Consider the following 21,976-nt stretch of genomic DNA (forward strand, 5'->3'; position numbering starts at 1 on the left):
AAGACTTCCGCCAGGCCGTACGGACTACACGTACGGAACCGGCGGCCATTGAACTGAGCTCCCGTGTGGCGAACGCGCCCCGGAGGCCGGCTCCGCGCCCATTACGCGGAGCCGTGCCGGACCGGAAGTCAGCCGCGGCGCCCGGGAGCGTGACGGGAGAAACCCCGCATGCTCAACAACGAAAATGACAACAGCTCCGCCAACAACGCCGCAGACAGTGGCAGCCCGAGCGACAACCTGCCGCCGCGCAGGCGCCGGCGTGCCGCGTCCCGCCCGGCGGGCCCGCCCGGCGGCGCGGTAGCCGCCGCCGAGACCGCTCCCGCGCCCGTGGTGGCAGCGGTTCCCGCCGAGGAGGCCGCCCCGGCCGCCGCCCCGGCCCGTACCCGTCGCCGTGCCACCCGCGCCGTGGCCGCCCCCGAGGCGCCCGCCGCCGAACCCGTGGCCGAGGCCCCCGTGGTGGCTCCGGCAGCTCAGGCCGCTCCGGCCGCTCCCGCCGCCGAGGAGCCGGCCGCTCCCGCACCGCGTGCCCGTCGCCGTGCCACCCGTGCGTCGACCGCTCCCGAGGCACCCGCCGCCGAGGTCACCGAGCCCGTCGTGGCGGCTCCGGCGGCTCCGGTCGCTCCCGTCGCCGAGGAGCCGGCCGCTCCCGCGCCGCGTGCCCGTCGCCGTGCCACCCGCGCCGTGGCCGCCCCCGAGACGCCCGCCGCCGAAGCCGTGGTCGAGGCCCCGGTGGCGGCCCAGGCCGCTCCGGTCGCCGAGGAGTCGGCTGCTCCCGCGCCGCGTGCCCGTCGCCGTGCCACCCGCGCCGTGACCGCCCCTGAGGCGCCCGCCGCCGAAGCCGTGGTTGCCGCCCCGGTCGTCGAGGCTCCCGTGGCGGCCCAGGCCGCTCCGGTCGCCGAGGAGGCCGCTGCTCCCGCGCCGCGTGCCCGTCGCCGTGCGACCCGCGCCGTGACCGCCCCCGAGGCGCCCGCCGCCGAAGCCGCCGTCGCCCCCGAGCCCGTCGTGGCCGAGGCTCCGGCCGCCGCCCCCGCCAAGGCCACCGTCACCGTGGCCGACGCCGTGGACTCCCCGAAGCGCGGCGGCCGCCGCCGCGCCACCCGTTCCACCACCGCCCCGGCCGCCGCCGCGCAGCCCGTGGCTCCGGCCGCCGAGGCCCCCGCCGCCGAGGCCCCGGCCCGCGGCCGCCGCGCCGGCCGTCCCGCCGTCGCCGTGTTCCAGGCCCCGGTGTTCGCCGAGCCGATGTTCCAGACCCCGGAGACCGCGGCCATGATGGCCGCGGCCGCCGCTGCCGCCGCCCCGGCCGAGGAGGTCGAGGAGGAGGAGCTCGACCTCGTCGAAGCCGAGGCCGAGGTCGAGGCCGCTCCGGCCCCGCAGCCGGCCGGCCGTCGCCGCCGCCGTGGCCGCGGCGCCGCGGCCGAGACCGCCGCGCCCGTGGCCCCGGCCCCGGCCGCCGCCGCGCCGTCCGGCCCGGTCACGCTGGCCGACGTAGAGCTGGTGGAGGAAGAGGCCGAGACCGAGTCCGCCGAGCTCTACGAGGACGAGACCGACGAGTCGGGCGACCGCCCGTCGCGCCGCCGTCGCCGCGGTGGCCGTCGCCGCCGTCGCGGTGAGGCCGCCGACCTCGAGGAGTCCGCCGAGGAAGAGGCCGAGGCCGAGTCCGCGGAGGAGGCCGATGAGGAAGAGGCCGAGGACGACGAGGACAACGGAGCCCTCGGCTCCAGCTCCAGCCGTCGTCGCCGGCGTCGTCGCCGTCGCAGCGGTGACGGTGGCACGGACGCCGACGCGGCCGAGGACGACGGTGTGCGCACGGTCGTCAAGGTCCGCGAGCCGCGCCCGGCGCGCGAGCGCTCCGAGTCCGCCGCCGGCTCCACCTCCTCCGACGAGGTCCAGTCCATCAAGGGCTCGACCCGCCTGGAGGCCAAGAAGCAGCGCCGCCGCGAGGGCCGCGAGCAGGGCCGCCGCCGCGTCCCGATCATCACCGAGGCCGAGTTCCTGGCCCGCCGCGAGGCCGTCGAGCGCGTCATGGTCGTCCGCCAGTCGGGCGAGCGCACCCAGATCGGCGTCCTCGAGGACAACGTGCTCGTCGAGCACTACGTCAACAAGGAAGAAGCCACCTCGTACGTCGGCAACGTCTACCTGGGCAAGGTCCAGAACGTGCTGCCGTCCATGGAGGCCGCCTTCATCGACATCGGCAAGGGCCGCAACGCGGTCCTGTACGCCGGTGAGGTCAACTTCGAGGCGCTCGGCATGGCCAACGGGCCGCGCCGCATCGAGGCCGCCCTCAAGTCCGGCCAGTCGGTCCTGGTGCAGGTCACCAAGGACCCGATCGGCCACAAGGGCGCCCGCCTGACCAGCCAGGTCTCGCTGCCCGGCCGCTACCTGGTCTACGTGCCCGAGGGCTCGATGACCGGCATCAGCCGCAAGCTGCCCGACACGGAGCGCGCGCGCCTGAAGACCATCCTCAAGAAGATCGTCCCCGAGGACGCGGGCGTCATCGTGCGCACCGCCGCCGAGGGTGCGAGCGAGGACGAGCTGCGTCGCGACGTCGAGCGCCTGCAGGCCCAGTGGGAGGACATCCAGAAGAAGTCGAAGCAGATCTCGACCTCTTCCCCGAGCCTCCTGTACGGCGAGCCGGACATGACCGTCCGCGTCGTGCGCGACATCTTCAACGAGGACTTCACCAAGGTCATCGTCAGCGGTGACACCGCCTGGGAGACCATCCACGGCTACGTGAACCACGTGGCCCCGGACCTGGCCGACCGGCTGAAGCGCTGGACCTCCGAGGTGGACGTCTTCGCGACGTACCGGATCGACGAGCAGCTCGCCAAGGCGCTCGACCGCAAGGTGTGGCTGCCCTCGGGCGGTTCCCTCGTGATCGACAAGACCGAAGCGATGATCGTCATCGACGTCAACACCGGCAAGTTCACCGGTCAGGGCGGCAACCTCGAGGAGACCGTCACCAGGAACAACCTGGAGGCGGCCGAGGAGATCGTGCGTCAGCTGCGGCTGCGCGACCTCGGCGGCATCGTGGTCATCGACTTCATCGACATGGTCCTGGAGTCCAACCGCGACCTGGTCCTGCGGCGCATGCTGGAGTGCCTGGGCCGTGACCGCACCAAGCACCAGGTCGCCGAGGTGACCTCGCTGGGTCTGGTCCAGATGACCCGCAAGCGGGTGGGCCAGGGTCTGCTGGAGTCCTTCTCCGAGACCTGCGTCCACTGCAACGGCCGTGGCGTCATCGTGCACATGGAGACCCCGACCGTGGTCGGCGGCGGTGGCAACGGCAAGCGCTCCAAGCGCCGCGGTGGCCAGGGCGCCGGGCACGAGCACGAGCACGACCACGAGACCGAGGTCGTGGAGACCGAGGGCGATGACTACGAGATCGAGACCGAGGCGGAGCTGGCTGCCGAGGTCGCCGCTCCCGTCGCACTGCCCGAGCCCTCCTTCGTCGCCGACGAGGAGCTCTACAGCAGCCCGGCCGAGGCCGAGGCCGCTGCCGGAGTGAGCGGACGCCGCAACCGCCGTCGCGCCACCCGCAAGGCCACCGCCCCGGCGGGCGCCCCGCGCGGTGCGGCTACGGACCGTGCCCCGGCGGCTGCGGCTCCCGCGGCCGAGCCCGAGCCGGTGGTCGAGGCCGAGGTGGAACTCGTCGAGGTCGCCGAGGCGCCGGAGCCCGAGATCGCCGAGGCGGTCGTCGCGGAGCCGGTCGTGGAGGAGGCCCCCAAGGGCCGCACCCGCCGCCGTGCCACGCGTAAGGCGACCGCTCCGGCGGGCGCCCCGGCCGAGGCGGTCCAGGCCCCGGAGCCGGTGGCCGAGGCCCCCGTGGCCGAGCCGGAGCCCGAGCCCGAGGTGGTCGTCGAGGCCGCACCGGTCGTCGTCGAGACCCCGGCGGAGATCGCCGAGGCCGCGCCGGCCCGTCCGCGTCGCCGTGCCACCCGCAAGGCCACCGCTCCGGCCGGTTCCCCGGCGGGCGCGGAGGCGGCCGTACTGGTCGTCGAGGCGCCGGCCGAGACCCTGGCCGAGACCCCGGCCGAGGCCGAGGCCGAGACCGTCGTGGAGGAGGCCGCCCCGGCGGCTCCCGCCAAGAAGGCGGTCCGCAAGGCGGCCGCCAAGAAGACGGCCACGACCGCGGCGAAGAAGGCCCCGGCCAAGAAGGCGGCGGCCGTGAAGAAGACGGCGGCCAAGAAGACGACGACCGCCAAGACGGCCGCGAAGAAGACGGTCGCGAAGCGGGCGACGAAGAAGACCGCGGCGGCCGAGCAGCAGACGCTGCCCTCCGTCTCGGCTCCGACCGAAGGCTGATCCGAGGGTCCCGCTGATCCGCTGATCCCGCTCCACCGGCCCCCGCCCGGCACCCCTGGTGCCGGGCGGGGGCTTTGGCCTTCAGGGCCGCAGGGACGTGCTCCCGGCCCTGAAGGGCGACGGCGGACCCCGGGGACGCCCGGATCGGCCGGCGGGAGCCGTGCGGGGTGCCAGCGGCTCCGTACGGCCCTCGCTGCCCGCCTCGTCGCGTGCCCGGTGCCCGTCTCCGGGGCCCCGCGGGACCCCGGTTTGACCCCTCCGACCGGGCCCCGTAACCTAGGTCGCTGGCGTGTCTATGCACACGCCAATCCACTGAGCACCTCACCTCCCGGACCGCCTCGCGGCTGGATCGGGGGAGGCCGGCCTGCGGTTGACGCGGGGCCGGCTGGCTTCAGGGGTTCCCGAACTCGAGTGAGAGAGAGATCCGCGTGTACGCCATCGTGCGCAGCGGTGGTCGCCAGCACAAGGTTGCTGTCGGCGACATCGTTGAAGTTGACAAGATTCCCACTGCCAAGGTTGGCGACACGGTCGAGCTCTCGACCCTGCTCGTTGTCGACGGCGAAGCCGTGACCAGCGACCCGTGGGTCCTGGCCGGCATCAAGGTCCAGGCCGAGATCGTGGACCACCACAAGGGTGCCAAGATCGACATCCTTCGGTACAAGAACAAGACCGGCTACCGCCGTCGCCAGGGTCACCGCCAGCAGTACACGGCGATCAAGGTCACCGGTATCCCCGCGGCTGCGAAGTAAGAGGGACTGAGACATGGCACACAAGAAGGGCGCATCGTCCACCCGGAACGGGCGCGATTCCAACGCTCAGCGGCTCGGCGTGAAGCGCTTCGGCGGTCAGGTCGTTTCCGCTGGTGAGATCCTCGTCCGCCAGCGCGGCACCCACTTCCACCCGGGTTCGGGTGTCGGTCGTGGTGGCGACGACACGCTGTTCGCGCTGCAGGCCGGTTCGGTCGAGTTCGGCACGCACCGTGGCCGCAAGGTCGTCAACATCGTTCCGGCTGCCTGATTCAGCTCCTGCTGAATCGGTAGTCCGAAGCATCCCGAGGGCGGATCTCAACTCTTCCCGGCGCGAGCCGGGAAGAGAGGTCCGCCCTCGGCGCGTTGTCACATAGACACGTTTAATGGGTAGCAAGGCCTACCCCCCGGGCTTTCCGGGATATTCCCGCTGTATCTGGAGGAACAACCATGACCACCTTCGTGGACCGCGTCGAGCTGCACGTCGCCGCGGGTAACGGGGGCCACGGCTGCGCCTCCGTTCACCGGGAGAAGTTCAAGCCGCTCGGCGGCCCCGATGGCGGCAACGGCGGCCGTGGCGGCGACGTCATCCTGGTGGTGGAGCAGTCGATCACCACCCTGCTCGAGTACCACCACAGCCCCCACCGCAAGGCCACCAACGGCAAGCCCGGCGCGGGCGACAACCGTTCCGGCAAGGACGGCGAGGACATGATCCTGCCGGTGCCGGACGGCACCGTCGTCCTCGACAAGGAGGGCAACGTCCTCGCCGACCTCGTCGGCCAGGGCACCACCTACGTGGCCGCCGAGGGCGGCCGCGGCGGCCTCGGCAACGCGGCGCTCTCCTCCGCCCGCCGCAAGGCGCCCGGCTTCGCGCTCCTCGGCGTACCCGGCACCGGCGGCGACGTCATCCTGGAGCTCAAGACCGTCGCCGACGTGGCGCTGGTCGGCTTCCCGAGCGCCGGCAAGTCCTCGCTGATCTCGGTGCTCTCCGCGGCCAAGCCGAAGATCGCCGACTACCCCTTCACCACCCTCGTCCCGAACCTGGGCGTCGTCACGGCCGGCTCGACGGTCTACACGATCGCCGACGTCCCGGGCCTCATCCCGGGCGCCAGCCAGGGCAAGGGCCTCGGCCTGGAGTTCCTGCGCCACGTAGAGCGCTGCTCGATCCTCGTGCACGTCCTGGACACCGCCACCCTCGAGTCCGACCGCGACCCGCTCGCCGACCTCGACGCCATCGAGGAGGAGCTGAAGCTCTACGGCGGCGGCCTGGAGAAGCGTCCGCGCCTCGTCGTCCTCAACAAGGTCGACATCCCCGACGGCCAGGACCTCGCCGACATCGTCCGCCCGGACCTCGAGGCCCGCGGCTACAAGGTCTTCGAGGTCTCCGCGGTCTCCCGTACGGGTCTCAAGGAGCTGTCCTACTTCCTCGCCGAGGTCATCGCGAAGTTCCGCGCCCGTACGCCGAAGCAGGAGGCGACCCGCATCGTCATCCGCCCGAAGGCCGTGGACGACTCGGGCTTCACCATCGCCTACGACGAGGCGGAGGACGTGTACCGCGTGCGCGGCGAGAAGCCGGAGCGCTGGGTCCGCCAGACCGACTTCAACATCGACGAGGCCGTCGGCTACCTCGCCGACCGCCTCAACCGCCTCGGCGTCGAGGCGGCGCTGAAGAAGGCCGGTGCCCGTGCGGGTGACGGCGTCGCCATCGGTTCCGACGAGAACGCGGTCGTCTTCGACTGGGAGCCGACGATGATGGCCGGCGCCGAGATGCTGGGCCGCCGCGGTGAGGACCACCGTCTGGAGGCGCCGCGTCCGGCGACCACGCGCCGCAAGGAGAAGGAAGCCGAGCGGGATTCCGCGCAGAAGGAGTACGACGAGTTCCGTCCCTTCTGACCGGGCCGTGATCGATGGCGGCGGCCGGTCCTCCGGCCGCCGTCACAGGCTCGTCACAGGATTCCGTTTATCCCCCGTTCGGGTGACCCGTCTTAAGGTGACGTTTACCCAGGTGGCCTAGGATCCACGAGTGACGAGCACCCATTCCCCCACAGTCGCCGTCGTCGTGATCGCGTACAACGATGCCGAGCTCGTCGGTCATGCCGTTTCCTCGGCTCTCGCCCAGGGTCCGGTCGTCGCCGAGGTCATCGCGGTCAACGATGCGTCGTGCGACGGCACCGCCCAGGTGCTGGACGAGCTGGCGGCCCGCCACCCCCGCGTGAAGGTCGTGCACCGCACGGAGAACAGCGGGGGCTGCGGCACCCCCCGCAACGACGGCATCGCGGTCGCGACCGCCCCGTACGTCATGTTCCTGGACAGCGACGACGTCCTGCCCCCCGGGGCCATCGACGCCCTGGTGCGTGCGGCCGGGGAGCACCGGTCGCCGGTCACCGTCGGCTCCTGCGTCCGCCGTGAACTGCCCGAGAGCCGCGACGTGCCCTGGGTGCCCGGCCTGTACACGCCTGGCGAGGTCATCGAGCGCCCCGCGGACCGGCCGGAGCTGGTCCGCGACACGCTCTGCGTCAACAAGCTGTACGAGCGGGCCTTCCTGGACATGTACGGGATCCGTTTCCCGGACGGCCGGTTCATCTACGAGGACTTCGTGTTCACCGCCCGCGTACTGGCGGCCCGGCCCCGCATCGCGGTGATCGGCGACCTCGTCTACGTGTGGCACGTGCGCCGCAACGCCGCCCAGGTCTCCATCTCCCTGGACCGCAAGGACGTCGGGAACTGGCGTGCCCGTGTGGAGGCCCACCGGGTGGCCTCCGGGCTCATGACCGCTTCCTCGCCCGAGCTGGGCCGGGCCTGCCAGGTCAAGTTCCTGGAGTACGACCTGCGCATGTACCTGCGCGAGCTCGGCCAGGACCCCGAATACCAGGCCGCCTGGTGGACGCTGACCCGTGACTACGTCGCCGGGTTCTCCGACGCCGACATCGAGGCCGCCGGGGCGCACGCCCGCTGGATCGTCCGCGTGCTGCGCGCCACCGAGGCGCCGCCCGCCGCTGCCGACCTGCGGCGGCTGACCCGTTTCGCCGCAGACCCGCCCCGCCTGCTGCCCCCGTACGCGACCGGCCCCTCCGGGGAGCCGGTCTGGAGCGACACGCTGCCCGTGGAGCTGGACGGGCTCGACAAGCTGCGGACGGCGGAGCTGCCCGTCACCATCGACGCCGAGCCGAGCGGCTTCGCCGGGCTCCGGATCCGGGTGCACGACCTGTACGGGCGGCTCGCCGCGGCCGGCCCCCGCACCGTGCAGCTGCGTTTCCAGCCCCGGGGAGACCTGGGCGAGCTGCTGGTCGCCGAGCCGGTGGCGCTCGTCCCCGCCGCGGACGGCGAGGGGTGGACCGCGGAGCTGCCCTTCCGGCTCACCACGCTGGCGAGCCTCGGGCGGGGCGAGGGCCGGCGGGGCCTGCAGGCGTGGGACGTGAAACTGAGCGTGGAGTGCGCGGACGGGAGCTCCGTGCTCACCTCCCCGCGCCCCCTGCGCCGCCTGCTGCACCGCCGGGTGCTGCCCAGCAGCCGGTACGGTGTGCTGTTGGCGCAGCCGTACCGCACCACCGGGGGATCCCTGGCGCTGCGGCTCGCGCCCGGTGCCGCGGGTGTCGTGAGCCTGGCCCGCCACCGGTTCAACCGGGCGAGGATAGTCCGCGGCTAGAGCAGATACGAGAACTAGGGAGACACGCATGACGTTTCTGATCACTGGTGGTGCCGGTTACATCGGGGCGCACGTCGTCCGCGCGATGCTGCTTGCGGGTGAGGAGGTCGTGGTTCTGGACGACCTCTCCACCGGCAACGCCGACCGCGTCCCGGAGGGTGTCCCGCTGGTGGTCGGATCCGTGCTCGACCGGCAGCTCCTCGACGAGACCTTCGCCCGGCACCGGATCACCGGCGTGGTCCACCTGGCGGGCAAGAAGCAGGTCGGCGAGTCGGTGCAGAAGCCGCTGCACTACTACGAGGAGAACGTGGGCGGCCTCACCGTCCTGCTCCAGGCCGTGGCCGCCGCGGGCGTGCGCAACTTCCTCTTCTCCTCCTCCGCTTCCGTGTACGGGATGCCGGACGTGGACCTCGTCACCGAGGACACCCCGTGCCTGCCGCTGAGCCCGTACGGCGAGACGAAGCTGGCGGGTGAATGGCTGGTCCGCGCCGCCGGTCAGGCCCACGGCATCTCCACGGCCTGCCTGCGCTACTTCAACGTGGCGGGCGCCGCGGCTCCCGAGCTGGCCGACACCGGGGTGTTCAACCTGGTCCCGATGATCTTCGAGCGGTTCGGCAAGGGCGAGGGGGCCCGGATCTTCGGCGACGACTACGCGACCCCGGACGGCACCTGCATCCGCGACTACATCCACGTCGCCGACCTCGCGGAGGCCCACGTGGTGGCGGCCCGCAAGCTCGTCGAATGGGGCGCGCAGGGCGAGTACCGGGACCTCACCGTCAACATCGGCCGCGGCGAGGGCGTTTCCGTCCGCGAGATGGTCGAGCTGGTGAACGAGGCCACCGGGCACACCGATCCCGCCTACGCGCCCGTGGTCTCCCCGCGCCGCGCCGGCGACCCGGCGAAGGTCGTCGCCTCCGCCGACCGGATCTCGTCGGAGCTGGGCTGGAAGGCACGCCACGACGTGCGCGAGATGATCACCTCGGCCTGGGAGGGCTGGGAGGCCCACCGCAAGGCCTGAGGCAGGCCGTACGTACGAAGCCGCCCGCCCCGGTCGATTCCGGGGCGGGCGGCTTCTTCGTGCGGAGGGCCGGCGGGCTCAGCGCTCCAGGAAGGAGAACAGTTCTTCCCACCGGTCGGTGATCTCGACGCTGGAGTACCGCTGCACGTTGTGGAAGGCGGCGTCGCCGAGCCGGTCGCGCAGTTCGCGGTCGGCCATCAGCCGTTCCAGCTGTCCGGCCAGCTCTATGGTGTTGCCGAGCCGGGCCAGCAGTCCGTCCTCGCCGTGCGTCACGATCTCCCGGACACCCGGCGCGCAGTCGAAGGCGGCCACCGGCACACCGGCGGCCATGGCCTCCAGCAGCGTGATCGGGAAGCCCTCGGCGCGCGAGGCCTGGGCGAAGACCGAGGCTCCGTTCAGGGCGCCCAGGACATCGCTGGTGCTGCCCATCCACTCCACGGAGTCGTCCAGGCCGAGCCCGGTGGCGTGCGCCCGCAAGGTCGCCTCCTCCAGGCCGGCCCCGTAGATCCGCAGGACCCAGTCGGGGTGGTGCGGGGAGGCGTCGGCCCACGCGTCGAGCAGCAGGTCCATGCCCTTCTCGAAGGCGAGGCGGCCGACGCTCGCCACGACCTTCTCGGTGCGCGGGGCGGGGGAGGCGGGCATGAACGGCAGCGGGTTCGGCATGCTGGAGACGTTCTCCATGCCCGAGCGGATCCAGAGGTCCGAGTCCTCGGGGGTCAGCACGAGCATGCGGTCGACCTCCCGGTAGTACCGGCGGACCCGCTGGCCCCTGGAGGACTTGTTGCTCGCCTCGAAGGACTCGTGGCTCATGCCGATCACCGTGCACTGCTTGGTGTCGGCGAGGGCCACCCACTCCATCGCCCAGATCTGGGTGACGATCACCACGGCGCCGGGGCGGGCCGCGCGCAGCAGCTCGCCCAGCTGGTCCGCCTTGGCCTGCATCTTCGCCCGGCGGGCCGCCTGGCGGCGCCGTTCGGGCGCGTTGAGCCGGCCCTTGATTCCGTGCAGGCTGCGGGCCGCCGGCGGACGGGCGTCGTACAGCGTGGTCACCGCGTAGGGGAGGTTCGCCGGGAGCTGCTGGCGGATCTCCTCGTCGACGGGGGTGATGCCGACGATGTGGACCCGGTGCCCGCGCTCGGTGAACAGCCGGGCCATCTGGTGCGACCAGGTGGTCACGCCACCGAGTTCGTCCACGCTGTTGGAGACGAGGAAGATGTCACGACCGCCGGCGGCTCCGTCCGGGGTCGCCGCGGTCTGCGGGGCGGTGGAAGTCTGCTGGCTCACTTGCCGCTCCTGGTGAAGAACTTCTCGACGATCTGCCGGGCCGCGTCCCCGCGGTCGTACTCGCCGAACTCGGCGAGGAAACGCTGGCGCGCCTCGGCGTACTTGGCGTCCGCCTCGTCGAAGGCGGCGAGCGCCTGCAGCAGCTCGTCCGCCGTGGCGACCACCGGGCCCGGGGCCTTCTCCTTGAGGTCGAAGTACGTGCCGCGGATGTCGTTCGCGTACTTCTCGTAGTCGTACGCGAAGAACAGCATCGGCCGGTCCAGCACCGCGTAGTCGAACATCACGGACGAGTAGTCCGTGATCAGCCCGTCCGCGAGCGCCAGCAGCGGAGTGATGTCGTGGTGCTTGGACACGTCGATCACCCGGCCCGCGACCGACGGCGGCAGCGTCACGCTGTTGAGGTAGTGGGTGCGCACCAGCAGCGTGAAGCGGTCACCGAGCCGGTCGGCGAACTCCTCCACGTCGAAGGGGAACTCGAAGCCCTCCACCGTGCCGTCCGCGCTCGCCCGGAAGGTCGGCGCGTACAGCAGCACCTTCTTCTCCGGGTCGATCCCGAACTCGCCGGCCAGGGCGCCGCGGACCCGCTCGCCGCTCTGCGCCTCGGAGCGGTGGGCCGCGACCAGGGCGTCGTTGCGCGGGTAGCCCGTGCGCAGCAGCACCTCGTCACGCAGCCGGAAGCCCTTGGCGAGGGTGCGGGCGTCGTGCTCGGAGCGGATCAGGAAGTGGTCGAAGCGGTCGACGGCCTCCTGGAAGCGCGCCTGCCCGGCCTGGTCCTGCGCCTTGGTGCGGGGCTCGTGGAAGCCCATCCGCTTGAGGGCCGAGCCGTGCCAGGTCTGGATGTACGTGGTCCCCGGGCGCTTGGCCAGCGCCAGCGGGAAGCCCTGGTTGTCCACCCAGTACTCGGCCTGCGCCAGCGCCCGCAGGTAGGCCCAGCTCCAGCGCCGCACCAGGGTGGCCTCCTTGGGGAAGCCGGTGGGCTTGCCGCCCGCGTGCGACCAGATCGCCTCGAACTGCGCGCCGGAGCGCACCAGCTCCTCGTAGATCGCCTTCGGGCTGTCGCTGTACTGCTTGCCCATGTGGCTCTCGAAGACGACCGTTCCCTTCTTGATGGGCAGCTTCGAGAAGACCTCGTGGTAGACCTTCACCTTCTGCTCGCCCGAGCCGAGGTTGCGGCGGGCCCGCAGGGCCTTGCGCAGGCTCCGCTTGACCACGCCGGCGGCCTTGCCGTGCATCGCGCCGTCGATCAGCGCCTGGGTGCGCACGGCGGCGGCGCCCTCGGCGGTCAGGACGTAGGAGAGGTTGCCCTTCTTGGTCATCTCCGGCTCGAAGCGGTCGGAGACCAGCCGGGTCAGCCTCGGGCGCACGCGCAGCCGGGCCGCCTTCTCCAGGTCGACCTCGCCGACGGAGACGCGGGTGGTGAGCCGGTCCTTGCCGACCGTCAGCTTCAGGCGGACGTCCCAGACCGCGTCGATGATGCCGAGCGGGCGGACGGTGCCGCGGATGTCGGCCGTGGTGTTCCACTCGATCGTGTCCCCGGCGTGTCGCACGGTGGCCACCGGGAAGCTGAACGAGCGGACGCCGATCTGCCGGCGGGCGCGGAACTCCAGCGTGGCCTTCAGCGCCGCGTCGGGTCGGATCCGGCCCAGCGGATTCACGATGGCGCCCGACAGGGTGACCGTGCCGCGGCCGTCGTCCTCGTACGCGGTGAGGCGGTTGCCCAGCGCGAGGGAGGCGAGCGGCGCACCGGCGTAGGACTGGTTGGTGACGTCCAGTATCCGGCGGGCCTCGTCCGCGTCGGGACCGTCGATGTGCCGGTCGCACCAGTAGACGCGCCCGTCGCGCTCGGCGAGCGGGGACGTGAGCCGGCCGTGGTTGGTCATGGCGTCGGCGGCGGGCAGGAGGTTGTCCCAGTCCTCCTTGCCGAGCAGGTAGGCGCAGATGGCCTGGAGGTTGCTGACGTTGTCGTACGCCGCCGGGTCGATGCCTGCCAGGTAACCGTTGGCGAGCCGGGCGAACTCCTGGCGGTAGGCGTCATCGAGCAGCGGCAGGTCGCGCAGGTGGAGCACCAGGTCGTGCTTGAGGAACTTGGCGTCCTTCGCGGACTTGATCTCCGCGTGGCCCTTGGACGCCAGCAGTTCGTCGACGCGGCGGTGGATCTCCATCCGGTGGACGAAGTTCTCGATCTCGTGGCGCCGGTTGCTGATCGACTTCGCCGAGGCGCTCTCGAGCACGTTCCAGTAGTAGACGTGGTTCGGGATGAGCGTGATGCGGCGGGCGGCGACGTAGGCCTGCGCGGAGAAGAGCAGGTCCTCGTAGTGGATGCCGACCGGGAACTCCAGGCCCTGCTCCAGCAGGAACGCGCGCCGGTAGCACTTGTTCGTGGAGAGGGTGTCGTAGACCAGCAGGTCCGGGTACTCGGTGATCGATTCCAGCGTGCGGGTGCGCGCGTAGATCCACGGGTACCACTCGGTGGTCTTGCCCGAACGGCTGTCGAGGTGGACCCGGACGCACATGCCGGAGACCAGGTCGGACCCGGTCCGCACGGCGGCGTCCAGCATGTTGCGGCAGGCATTGCGTTCCAGCACGTCGTCGCTGTCCAGGAACATGACGTAGGTGCCGGTGGCTTGTTGGATGCCGTGATTGCGCGGAGCGCCGCAGCCCCCGCTGTTCTCCGGCAGCCGGAAGGCGCGCACCCTCCCCGGATGCGCGGATTCGAGCTTCTGGGCGACCGCGTAGGACCCGTCCTTGCTGCAGTCGTCCACGATCACGACCTCGACCCCGTGCAGGGTCTGGTCCAAAACCGACTGGACGGCTGCCGGGAGACGCTCTGCGTCGTTGTAGACGATGACGACCACGGAGACGTCAGGCACGTGCACCTCGATCCCTCTGTTTCATTGCGTTTATCCCGTCAAAGCTACCCTGTGCCGCACTCGTGCCCAGCAGGGCGGCCACCGCCGTGCATACTTCTAACGAAGAGGTGAGTGGCAGGTCCGGTCGCCGTAAATCACCCGTTCGGACCGCAGGAAGTGTTCATGAAGCTGTCTGTAGTAGTCCCTTGCTACAACGAAGAAGCCGTCATCGACAGCTTCGACACGGAGATTCGCAAGGTCCTGGACGCGCTGCCCGTCGAGTACGAGGTGTGCTACGTCGACGACGGTAGCCGTGACGGCACCCTCGGCAAACTCCGCAAGATCGCGGCGCAGTACACCGACCAGACCCGCTACGTCTCCTTCAGCCGCAACTTCGGCAAGGAGGCGGGCATGCTCGCCGGCCTGCGCGAGGCGACCGGCGACGCCGTGGTCATCATGGACGCGGACCTCCAGCACCCGCCGGAGCTCATCGCCACCATGCTCGACTACTACCGGCTGGGTCACGACCAGATCATCGCCCGCCGCACCCGCGAAGGGGACAAGAAGGTCCGCACGGCGCTGAGCCGCCTCTACTACCGGGGCATCAACCGCTGGGTCGACGTGGAGCTCACCGACGGCGTCGGCGACTTCCGGCTGCTGTCCCGCCCGGCCGTGGACGCGCTGCTGTCGCTGCCCGAGTACAACCGCTTCTCCAAGGGCCTCTTCTCCTGGATCGGTTTCGACACGGTCCACTTCGACTACCGCAACGCGCAGCGCGAGGCCGGCGAGACGAAGTGGAAGTTCGGCGCCCTGCTGAACTACGGCATGGACGGGCTCATCTCCTTCAACAACCGGCCGCTGCGCATCGGCATCTGGTCGGGCGTGTCGCTGGTGGCCCTCACGGTGCTCTACGCCCTGTTCATCGCCGTCATGGCGATGACCAACGGGGTGGAGTCCCCGGGTTACGTCACGATCGTCGCGCTCATCGCGGGCCTGGGCGGCGTTCAGATGATCATGCTGGGTCTGATCGGCGAGTACATCGGCCGCATCTACTACGAGACCAAGCGCAGGCCGCACTTCCTGGTCAAGGAGGCGCACGGCGCCGACCGGACGGCCGGCCCCACGGAGGCCCGGGACGCCCGGGACGCGCTGCGGCCCGCGGCCCAGGCCGTGGTCGCGGAGCGAAGCAACTGATGTCGCGCACGACGAACGGCCGGCCGGGGCAGCTCAGCGGGCAGCCCGACGCCCAGCCGAGCGGGCAGCCCGCCGCCGACCGGAAGGCCAAGCTGGGCCAGCTCATCCGGTTCGGCCTGGTGGGCGGGGTCAACACCGGGACCTTCTTCCTCCTCTACCTGCTCCTGCACCCGTGGATGCCGTACTTCGCCGCCTACTCCCTCGCCTTCGTGCTGGCGATGGTCGGCTCGTTCTTCATGAACACGTACTTCACCTACAGGACCCGGCCGACCTGGAAGAAGTTCCTGCTCTTCCCGCTGACCAACATCACGAACTACGTGATCCAGTCCGCGGGCCTGTACGCGCTGGTGACCTGGGCGGGCATGAACACCAAGATCGCGCCGCTCGTCGCGGCCGTCGTGGCCATCCCCTTCACCTTCGTCCTCTCCCGCAAGATCCTCATTCCGGGGACGGCCGGGGCGGCCGGGGACGCGGAGCAGACCCACAGCGCGTCCACGGTCTGAAACCGGCGGGCGTCCCGGCCCGGGCACCCCGTAGATTGAGCGGGCAGGTTCACAAGGCGGGTCAAGGGTCAGGGGACAGAAGTGTCAGCGGCTAGGCAGGGTGTGCTCGACGCGCGCAGGATCGTGGTCAAGGTCGGCTCCTCCTCCCTGACCACGGCGGCCGGCGGACTCGACGCCGACCGGGTGGACGCGCTGGTCGACGTACTGGCCAAGGCGCGCAGCGGCGGCGAGAAGGAGATCGTCCTGGTCTCCAGCGGAGCCATCGCCGCCGGACTCTCCCCGCTCGGCCTGCGCCGCCGCCCCACCGACCTGGCCCGCCAGCAGGCTGCCGCGAGCGTGGGCCAGGGCCTCCTCGTCGCCCGCTACACGGCCTCCTTCGCCCGGTACGGCGTACGCGTCGGCCAGGTGCTCCTGACCACCGACGACACGAGCCGGCGCGCGCACTACCGCAACGCCTACCGGACCCTGGACCAGCTCCTGGCCATGGGGGCGCTGCCCGTCGTCAACGAGAACGACACCGTCGCCACCGACGAGATCCGCTTCGGCGACAACGACCGCCTCGCCGCACTCGTGGCCCACCTGGTCCGCGCCGACCTCCTCGTCCTGCTCTCGGACGTCGACGGCCTCTATGACGGGGACCCGTCCCAGCGCGGCACCAGCCGCATCGACGAGGTGCACGGCCCCGGGGACATCGCCCACGTCACCATCGGCAGCGTCGGCAAGGCGGGCGTCGGCACCGGCGGCATGGCCACCAAGGTCGAGGCGGCGCGCATCGCCGCGGCGGCCGGCATCCCGGTCGTCCTGACCTCGGCCAGCCAGGCCGCGGACGCCCTGGCCGGGCGGGCGACCGGCACCCTCTTCCACTCCACCGGACGCCGCTCCACGGACCGGCTGCTCTGGCTCCAGCACGCTTCGACCCCGCAGGGACACCTCGTCCTGGACGACGGCGCCGTCCGCGCCGTGACCGAACGCGGCAGCTCGCTGCTGCCCGCCGGGATCGCCGCGGTCGAGGGCGACTTCGTCGCCGGGGACCCCGTGGAACTGCGCGCGGCCGACGGCCGGGCGGTGGCGCGCGGCCTCGTCAACTTCGACGCCAAGGAGCTCCCGCAGCTCCTCGGCCGCTCCACGCGCGAGCTCGCCCGGGAACTCGGACCCGAGTACGAGCGGGAGGTCGTCCACCGCGACGATCTGGTCCTGCTGCAGGGCTGAGGTTTACGTAAAACCGCCGCGCGGTGGGCCGAGGACTGGTCAACTGTGAGGGGCGGACACGCGTAGCGCAGACAAGGAGGCGGCTGGTGAGACGAGCGCTGACCAGCGTCGGCACCGGGGACGGTGACGTCGGCGGGAGCGGGGAGGACCAGGACGCCTCGCGTCTCTGGCACATCACCCTGAGCGTCTCCGGAAAGCCCGCGCCACTGTGCGACGTACGCCGCGGGCTGGAGCAGCTGGCCCATGACCACCCCTTCCTGCTGACCAGTCGCTACGCCGACGACCACGCTGAGATCCGCTACTGGGAGGAAGCCCGCGACCTCCACGACGCGGCGGCCGTGGCGCTGCGGCTCTGGGGAGAACACCGGTCCTCGGCGAAGCTTCCGCCCTGGGAGATCGTCGGCCTCGAAGTCATCGACCGCGCCACCTACCACCAACGCGTGGCCGAAGGCTACGGCCCACCCCCGGCCCACCCCGTGGGCGTGCACCCCTATTAGACGCGCCGCTCGCGCGGTGAGGCCGGTGAGGCCGGTGAGGCCGGTGAGGCCCCCAAGGGGCCGCACCGCGCGAGCGGCGCGTCAAAGGGGGGTGCCGTCTCGCGGGGTGGAAGCCCATCGGTCCAGGGGCGGGCGGGGATTACCCTGGCGGCATGACCTCGCTCGATGCCACGACCTCGCCCGTGATCGCCACCGCGCGAGCCGCCCGGACCGCCGCCGCGGCCATCGCCCCGCTCCCGCGGTCCGCCAAGGACAAGGCCCTGCTGGCCATCGCGGACGCGCTGGAGGCCCGTACGGCCGAGATCGTCGAGGCCAACGCCGTCGACACGGCGAAGGCGGCCGCCGCCGGGACCAGCGAGACGGTCATCGACCGCCTCACCCTCACCCCCGACCGCATCGCGGCCATCGCCTCCGACGTCCGCGACGTCGCGGCCCTGCCCGACCCCGTCGGCGAGGTCGTCCGCGGCTCGACGCTCCCCAACGGCATCGACCTCCGCCAGATCCGCGTCCCGCTCGGCGTCGTCGGCATCATCTACGAGGCCCGCCCCAACGTCACCGTCGACGCCGCCGCCCTCTGCCTGAAGTCCGGCAACGCGGTCCTCCTGCGCGGCTCCTCCTCGGCCTACGCCTCCAACACCGCCCTCGTCGGCATCCTGCGCGACGCCGTCGCGTCGGCCGGCCTCCCCGCCGACGCCGTCCAGCTCGTACCGGGCGAGTCCCGCGACTCCGTCCGCGAGCTGATGCGCGCCCGCGGCCTCGTCGACGTCCTCATCCCGCGCGGCGGCGCCTCGCTCATCAAGACCGTGGTCGAGGAATCCATCGTCCCGGTCATCGAGACCGGTACCGGCAACTGCCACGTGTACGTGGACGCCCAGGCGGACCTGGCCATGGCCGTGGACATCCTCGTCAACTCCAAGGCCCAGCGCCCCTCCGTCTGCAACTCCGCGGAGACCCTCCTCGTCCACCGGGACATCGCCGACGCCTTCCTGCCCCTCGCCCTGGACGCGCTCGCCGACGCCGGAGTGACCGTCCACGGCGACGAGCGGGTGCTCGCCTACGCCGAGGACTCCACGGTCACCGCGCTGGCCGCCACCGACGAGGACTGGGCCGCCGAGTACCTCTCCTACGACATCGCCGCGGGCGTCGTCGATTCCCTCGACGACGCCGTCGCCCACATCCGCCGCTGGACCTCCGGCCACACCGAGGCGATCGTCACCACCTCGCAGGCCGCCGCGCGCCTCTTCACCCAGCTGGTCGACTCGACCACGGTCGCCGTGAACGCGTCCACCCGCTTCACGGACGGTGGTCAGTTCGGCTTCGGCGCGGAGATCGGCATCTCCACGCAGAAGCTGCACGCCCGGGGCCCGATGGGGCTTCCCGAGCTCACCTCGACCAAGTACATCGTCACCGGCGACGGTCACGTACGGTAGTCGGCCCCTGAACACGGTGTGGCCGGATTTCGGCCTACACCCTGCCCAAAGGTGCCCCTCAGGTCTACGCTGGTCTCGTGCCGGACGACGTGGGGGGCAAACCGTTCCCGGACGACGGGGAGCCCGACGACGACCGCGGAGGCGCGGACAAGGACTTCGCCTCCGTGGTGTTCGACGAGGACTTCGTCCGGAACGCCGAGATCCGTGAACCGAGCGCCGCAGAGCGCCAGCGGGCCGGCGAGCGGGCGCGCGCCGAGGCGGCCGAGGCCGCCCGCGCGGCCTTCGCCGGCGGCTGGACGGGCGACGAGGACTACGACGCGTACGCCTACGGCGGCGCCGACGGCTACCACTCCGAGGACTCCGGCTGGGAGCACGGCCACGGAGTCGCCTCGCCGGAGGGCCCGTACGGCGCCTACGGAGGCAGCCTGCGCCCCTACCGCGGCCGCTCCCCATGGCTGCGCCCGGTCGCGTGGGTGCTCGCCTTCGTGATGGGCCTCGGCATGATCGCACTCGCCTTCAGCGCCGTGTACCGCAGCGCGGCGAGCGACACGGAGCAGGCTCCGGCCCCCGCCAGCACTCCGATGGGCGAAGTCGCCGGCGCCGGAGCGTTTATGGACCGCGTCAGCCGCCAACCCTGAAGGTACGACCCCGCTCCCCATTCGCCGGAGCGGGGGCTTCTCTGGAGCGGGGACAGCGGGGAGAAGCGATGGCCATGCCAGGAGATCCGCCGAACGGCACCCCCGAGGGGGCCGGCGGGGCCGACGACGAGTTCCGGGCCGACGAGTACCGGTCGGTGGTGTTCGACGAGGACTTCGTCAGGGCCGCCCGGCTCCAGGAGTTCTCCGCGCAGGAGCGCATGGGCGAACACGCCCGCGCCGTACGGAGCCGCTCGATCTGGTCGAGCGGCGCAGGCCATCCGGGATCCCGGAGCGGCTCCGGCGGGGCGGCCCGGCAGGGCCGGATCATCGTGCTGTGCATCGCCCTGGCGCTCGCCGGCGCCGTCTACATGGGGCTGCGCAACCCCTACGTGCCGCCCGCCGGGGACCCGGCTGCGGCGATGAGCGGCACCGTCGTCCCGCTCGCGCCCTCCGAGCCCGTGCCGGGCGGCCGGCCCGCCGACCTGTACGCGCACAGTCCGGCGGCGCAGTACCGCGTCGGGGCGGCCGGGATCACCTTCCCCGGCGTGCGCCGTACCCGCCACTTCAGCGAGGAGCAGGTCCAGACCGCGCTCACCATCGCCAAGGACTACCTGGTGCAGTCCTCTCTGGACCCCGACGTGCTCTCGGGCGAGGCCTCCCGGCCGGTGCGCGTCCTGCTCGACCCCGACCAGCTGGCGCAGTTCGACCAGAGCATGCTGGCGCCGTCCGGCAACGGGCGGCACGCCGTCACCGGCTGGCTGGTCCGCTTCGACCCGGCCACCGCTGTGGTGGCCGACACCCGGGTCCGGGTCAGCGGGGTCCTCGCCGCCGCGGAGGCCGCCCCGAACGCGCTGGAGGTGACCTCCGACCACACCTTCGTCTACGCCGTGCGCCCCGCCACCGGCCAGCCGGCCGCGGCCGACGGGGCCTCGCTCTTCACCGTCCGCCGCGAGCTGCGGCTGCGCTTCGACCGCGACGACCTCACGGCCCGGCGGGCGGAGCTCGTCTCGGCCTACGTGATGGCGGGCCCGCAGGCCTGCTCCGCCGACCCGGCCGGAGGCTTCCGCCCGCTGACGGCCGGCGCCGGGCCGACCACCACCGGGCCGGCCGCGACCGACCCGTACGCCAGTGGCAGTCCGCGCCGCACGGCCGGGCTGTGCGGGGTGCTCGCGCCGACGGCAACACCGGCGGCCACCCCGGGGGAGGGCGTCAGCCCTGCTCCGTAGCCCCGCCCTTGCCGGTGTCCTTGCCCGTGCCCCGGTCCTCGCTGCTGCCGCTGCTGCTGCTGCTGCTGCTGCCGCCCGAGCCCGAAGCGCCGCCCGCGGCGCCCGTGAACCGGTCCCGCAGCTTCCCGCCCAGGTCCGCCGTACCGCCGGCGATGTCGCCGACCAGCTTCATCAGCGGGTCCTTGCTCGTGCGCACCGTGTCGGCGTAGTGCGAGGCGGACTGCCGGAAGGAGTCGGTCACCGAGGTGTCCTTGTCGTCCTCGCGCCGCGGGTAGTGGCCGTCCAGGATCCGCTGGTGGTCCCGGTTCTGCGACCACTTCTTCAGCTCGGCCGCCCGCACCGTCGTGAAGGGGTGCGTCCGGGGCAGCAGGTTGAGGATCTTCAGCACGGAGTCGCGCAGGTCGCCGCCCTGCTCGTACTCCTCGGCCTGGGCGAGGAAGGCGTCGACATTCATCTCGTGGAGGTGGTTGCCGCCCGCCAGCTTCATCAGCCCGCGCATCGAGGCGTGCACGTCCTGCCCCACCAGCAGCCCCGCCCGGTCCGCGGACAGCTCCGACTTGCGGAACCACTCCCGCAGCGCCGTCACGATCCCCATGATCGCCACATTGCCCAGCGGGATCCAGGCGACTTTGAGCGCCAGGGTCGTCAGGAACAGCAGGATCGTGCGGTACACGGCGTGCCCCGACAGGGCGTGGCCCACCTCGTGGCCCACCACCGCCCGCATCTCCTCCTCGTCGAGCAGCTCGACGAGGCCCGTGGTCACCACGATGATCGGCTCGTCCAGCCCGATGCACATGGCATTGGGCTTCGGGTCCTGCTGCACGTACATCTGCGGGACCTTCTCCAGGTCCAGGATGTAACAGGCGTCCAGGAGCATCGTGTGCAGGTGCGGGAACTGCGTCTCGCCCACCCGGACGGAGTCCGACAGGAAGAGCAGTCGCAGACTGCGCTCGGGCAGCAGCCCGCTCAGTGCCTTGAAGACCGTGTCGAAGCCGGTCAGTTTGCGCAGGGCCACGAGCGCGGACCGGTCCGCCGGATGCTCGTACGCCCGTGAGGAAATACCGGGGAACCTCTTACGGTCCCGCGCCGGTGCCTTTTCGAATCCCGTCCCTGTCATAGCGCCCTCCCCGTCGATGTGTGCGGCCGCCCGCCCGTCTATCCTCTCCAACGCCTGAGTCGACGTGAGCGTGCCCCAGGCCCCCGCATACGATGTGAGCGAAATCTCCGCCCGCTCCCCGACTCGATAGGTACCTGCCTGATGAGCCTCGCCTCCACCGCCCACAACCTGGTCGTCCTCGCCTCCGAGGGAGCCGAGAAGCACGGCGGCAACCACGACAGCCTGAACCCGTACCTGACCGGTGGCGCCGCCTTCGGCATCCTGCTGCTGATGCTGTGGGTCACCACGCGCCTGAACCGGGACCGCTGAACCTCCGA

General features: G+C 71.9%; 17 protein-coding genes. 14 read left to right on the plus strand and 3 right to left on the minus strand.

Features of this window, described 5'->3' with window-relative positions; genetic code table 11:
- Window positions 1–168 precede the first annotated feature (168 nt).
- From ACIQV3_RS15905 to galE, 6 genes are all read left to right on the plus strand, one after another.
- Window positions 169–4,302, plus strand: coding sequence for a ribonuclease E/G (locus ACIQV3_RS15905; RefSeq protein WP_403712978.1), 4,134 nt, complete (start codon window positions 169–171; stop codon window positions 4,300–4,302).
- Window positions 4,303–4,730: 428 nt separating this feature from the next.
- Window positions 4,731–5,051: a 50S ribosomal protein L21 gene (gene rplU, locus ACIQV3_RS15910; protein WP_214950890.1), complete on the plus strand. Its 321-nt coding sequence runs from the start codon at window positions 4,731–4,733 to the stop codon at window positions 5,049–5,051.
- A gap of 13 nt (window positions 5,052–5,064) precedes the next feature.
- A complete protein-coding gene (gene rpmA / locus ACIQV3_RS15915) occupies window positions 5,065–5,319 on the plus strand; it encodes a 50S ribosomal protein L27 (protein WP_030013081.1) in 255 nt (84 codons plus the stop codon).
- A 179-nt stretch (window positions 5,320–5,498) separates the two neighbouring features.
- A complete protein-coding gene (gene obgE / locus ACIQV3_RS15920; protein WP_403712979.1) occupies window positions 5,499–6,941 on the plus strand; it encodes a GTPase ObgE in 1,443 nt (480 codons plus the stop codon).
- Between the two features lie 130 nt (window positions 6,942–7,071).
- Window positions 7,072–8,694, plus strand: coding sequence for a glycosyltransferase family 2 protein (locus ACIQV3_RS15925; RefSeq protein ID WP_403712981.1), 1,623 nt, complete (start codon window positions 7,072–7,074; stop codon window positions 8,692–8,694).
- Window positions 8,695–8,722: 28 nt separating this feature from the next.
- The gene (gene galE / locus ACIQV3_RS15930; RefSeq protein WP_403712982.1) at window positions 8,723–9,712 is read left to right on the plus strand and encodes a UDP-glucose 4-epimerase GalE; all 990 of its coding nucleotides are present in this window, start codon (window positions 8,723–8,725) and stop codon (window positions 9,710–9,712) included.
- Window positions 9,713–9,790: 78 nt separating this feature from the next.
- Here the strand turns inward: galE and ACIQV3_RS15935 are convergent, their stop codons facing one another.
- Entirely contained in the window at window positions 9,791–10,996 is a 1,206-nt protein-coding gene (locus tag ACIQV3_RS15935) for a glycosyltransferase (protein WP_403712983.1), read from the minus strand.
- A complete protein-coding gene (locus tag ACIQV3_RS15940; RefSeq protein ID WP_403712984.1) occupies window positions 10,993–13,872 on the minus strand; it encodes a CDP-glycerol glycerophosphotransferase family protein in 2,880 nt (959 codons plus the stop codon). Before ACIQV3_RS15940 ends, ACIQV3_RS15935 begins: the two co-directional genes overlap by 4 nt.
- Before the next feature lie 156 nt (window positions 13,873–14,028).
- Between ACIQV3_RS15940 and ACIQV3_RS15945 the strand changes: the two genes are divergently transcribed.
- The 7 genes from ACIQV3_RS15945 (at window position 14,029) to ACIQV3_RS15975 (ending at window position 20,542) form a co-directional block, all read left to right on the plus strand.
- Window positions 14,029–15,039, plus strand: a complete 1,011-nt coding sequence (locus ACIQV3_RS15945) for a glycosyltransferase family 2 protein (protein WP_403712985.1) — start codon at window positions 14,029–14,031, stop codon at window positions 15,037–15,039.
- Window positions 15,039–15,542, plus strand: coding sequence for a GtrA family protein (locus tag ACIQV3_RS15950; protein WP_403712986.1), 504 nt, complete (start codon window positions 15,039–15,041; stop codon window positions 15,540–15,542). The genes ACIQV3_RS15945 and ACIQV3_RS15950 overlap by 1 nt, the downstream gene beginning before the upstream one ends.
- 81 nt (window positions 15,543–15,623) lie before the next feature.
- Window positions 15,624–16,751, plus strand: coding sequence for a glutamate 5-kinase (gene proB, locus ACIQV3_RS15955; protein WP_403712987.1), 1,128 nt, complete (start codon window positions 15,624–15,626; stop codon window positions 16,749–16,751).
- Between the two features lie 98 nt (window positions 16,752–16,849).
- A complete protein-coding gene (locus ACIQV3_RS15960) occupies window positions 16,850–17,248 on the plus strand; it encodes a hypothetical protein (RefSeq protein ID WP_327309446.1) in 399 nt (132 codons plus the stop codon).
- Between the two features lie 152 nt (window positions 17,249–17,400).
- Complete coding sequence (locus ACIQV3_RS15965) at window positions 17,401–18,678, plus strand: glutamate-5-semialdehyde dehydrogenase (protein WP_403712988.1); 1,278 nt, start codon at window positions 17,401–17,403, stop codon at window positions 18,676–18,678.
- A gap of 77 nt (window positions 18,679–18,755) precedes the next feature.
- Window positions 18,756–19,316 (plus strand): hypothetical protein, encoded by a 561-nt coding sequence (locus tag ACIQV3_RS15970; RefSeq protein WP_403712989.1) that lies wholly within the window; start codon window positions 18,756–18,758, stop codon window positions 19,314–19,316.
- 68 nt (window positions 19,317–19,384) lie between these two features.
- Entirely contained in the window at window positions 19,385–20,542 is a 1,158-nt protein-coding gene (locus tag ACIQV3_RS15975; protein WP_403712990.1) for a hypothetical protein, read from the plus strand.
- On the opposite strand, the gene ACIQV3_RS15980 is transcribed toward ACIQV3_RS15975, so the two are convergent.
- Window positions 20,526–21,659 carry a M48 family metallopeptidase gene (locus ACIQV3_RS15980; RefSeq protein ID WP_403712991.1) on the minus strand — a complete coding sequence of 378 codons (1,134 nt, stop codon included), beginning with the start codon at window positions 21,657–21,659 and terminating at the stop codon, window positions 20,526–20,528. The genes ACIQV3_RS15975 and ACIQV3_RS15980 overlap by 17 nt on opposite strands.
- A 141-nt stretch (window positions 21,660–21,800) precedes the next feature.
- On the opposite strand from ACIQV3_RS15980, the gene ACIQV3_RS15985 reads away from it, so the two are divergent.
- Window positions 21,801–21,968, plus strand: coding sequence for a hypothetical protein (locus ACIQV3_RS15985; protein ID WP_327252716.1), 168 nt, complete (start codon window positions 21,801–21,803; stop codon window positions 21,966–21,968).
- Window positions 21,969–21,976 lie beyond the last annotated feature (8 nt).

Source organism: Streptomyces sp. NPDC099050, from assembly GCF_044759865.1.
Classification (GTDB): domain Bacteria; phylum Actinomycetota; class Actinomycetes; order Streptomycetales; family Streptomycetaceae; genus Streptomyces.

Excerpts from the sequence above, each read along its gene's own strand:
- ACIQV3_RS15950 (WP_403712986.1), top strand. The coding sequence starts at position 15,039 with ATGTCGCGCACGACGAACGGCCGGCCGGGGCAGCTCAGCGGGCAGCCC.
- galE (WP_403712982.1), top strand. The coding sequence starts at position 8,723 with ATGACGTTTCTGATCACTGGTGGTGCCGGTTACATCGGGGCGCACGTC.
- ACIQV3_RS15965 (WP_403712988.1), top strand. The coding sequence starts at position 17,401 with ATGACCTCGCTCGATGCCACGACCTCGCCCGTGATCGCCACCGCGCGA.
- ACIQV3_RS15975 (WP_403712990.1), top strand. The coding sequence starts at position 19,385 with ATGGCCATGCCAGGAGATCCGCCGAACGGCACCCCCGAGGGGGCCGGC.
- ACIQV3_RS15980 (WP_403712991.1), bottom strand. The coding sequence starts at position 21,659 with ATGACAGGGACGGGATTCGAAAAGGCACCGGCGCGGGACCGTAAGAGG.
- rpmA (WP_030013081.1), top strand. The coding sequence starts at position 5,065 with ATGGCACACAAGAAGGGCGCATCGTCCACCCGGAACGGGCGCGATTCC.
- ACIQV3_RS15985 (WP_327252716.1), top strand. The coding sequence starts at position 21,801 with ATGAGCCTCGCCTCCACCGCCCACAACCTGGTCGTCCTCGCCTCCGAG.
- ACIQV3_RS15905 (WP_403712978.1), top strand. The coding sequence starts at position 169 with ATGCTCAACAACGAAAATGACAACAGCTCCGCCAACAACGCCGCAGAC.
- ACIQV3_RS15945 (WP_403712985.1), top strand. The coding sequence starts at position 14,029 with ATGAAGCTGTCTGTAGTAGTCCCTTGCTACAACGAAGAAGCCGTCATC.
- obgE (WP_403712979.1), top strand. The coding sequence starts at position 5,499 with ATGACCACCTTCGTGGACCGCGTCGAGCTGCACGTCGCCGCGGGTAAC.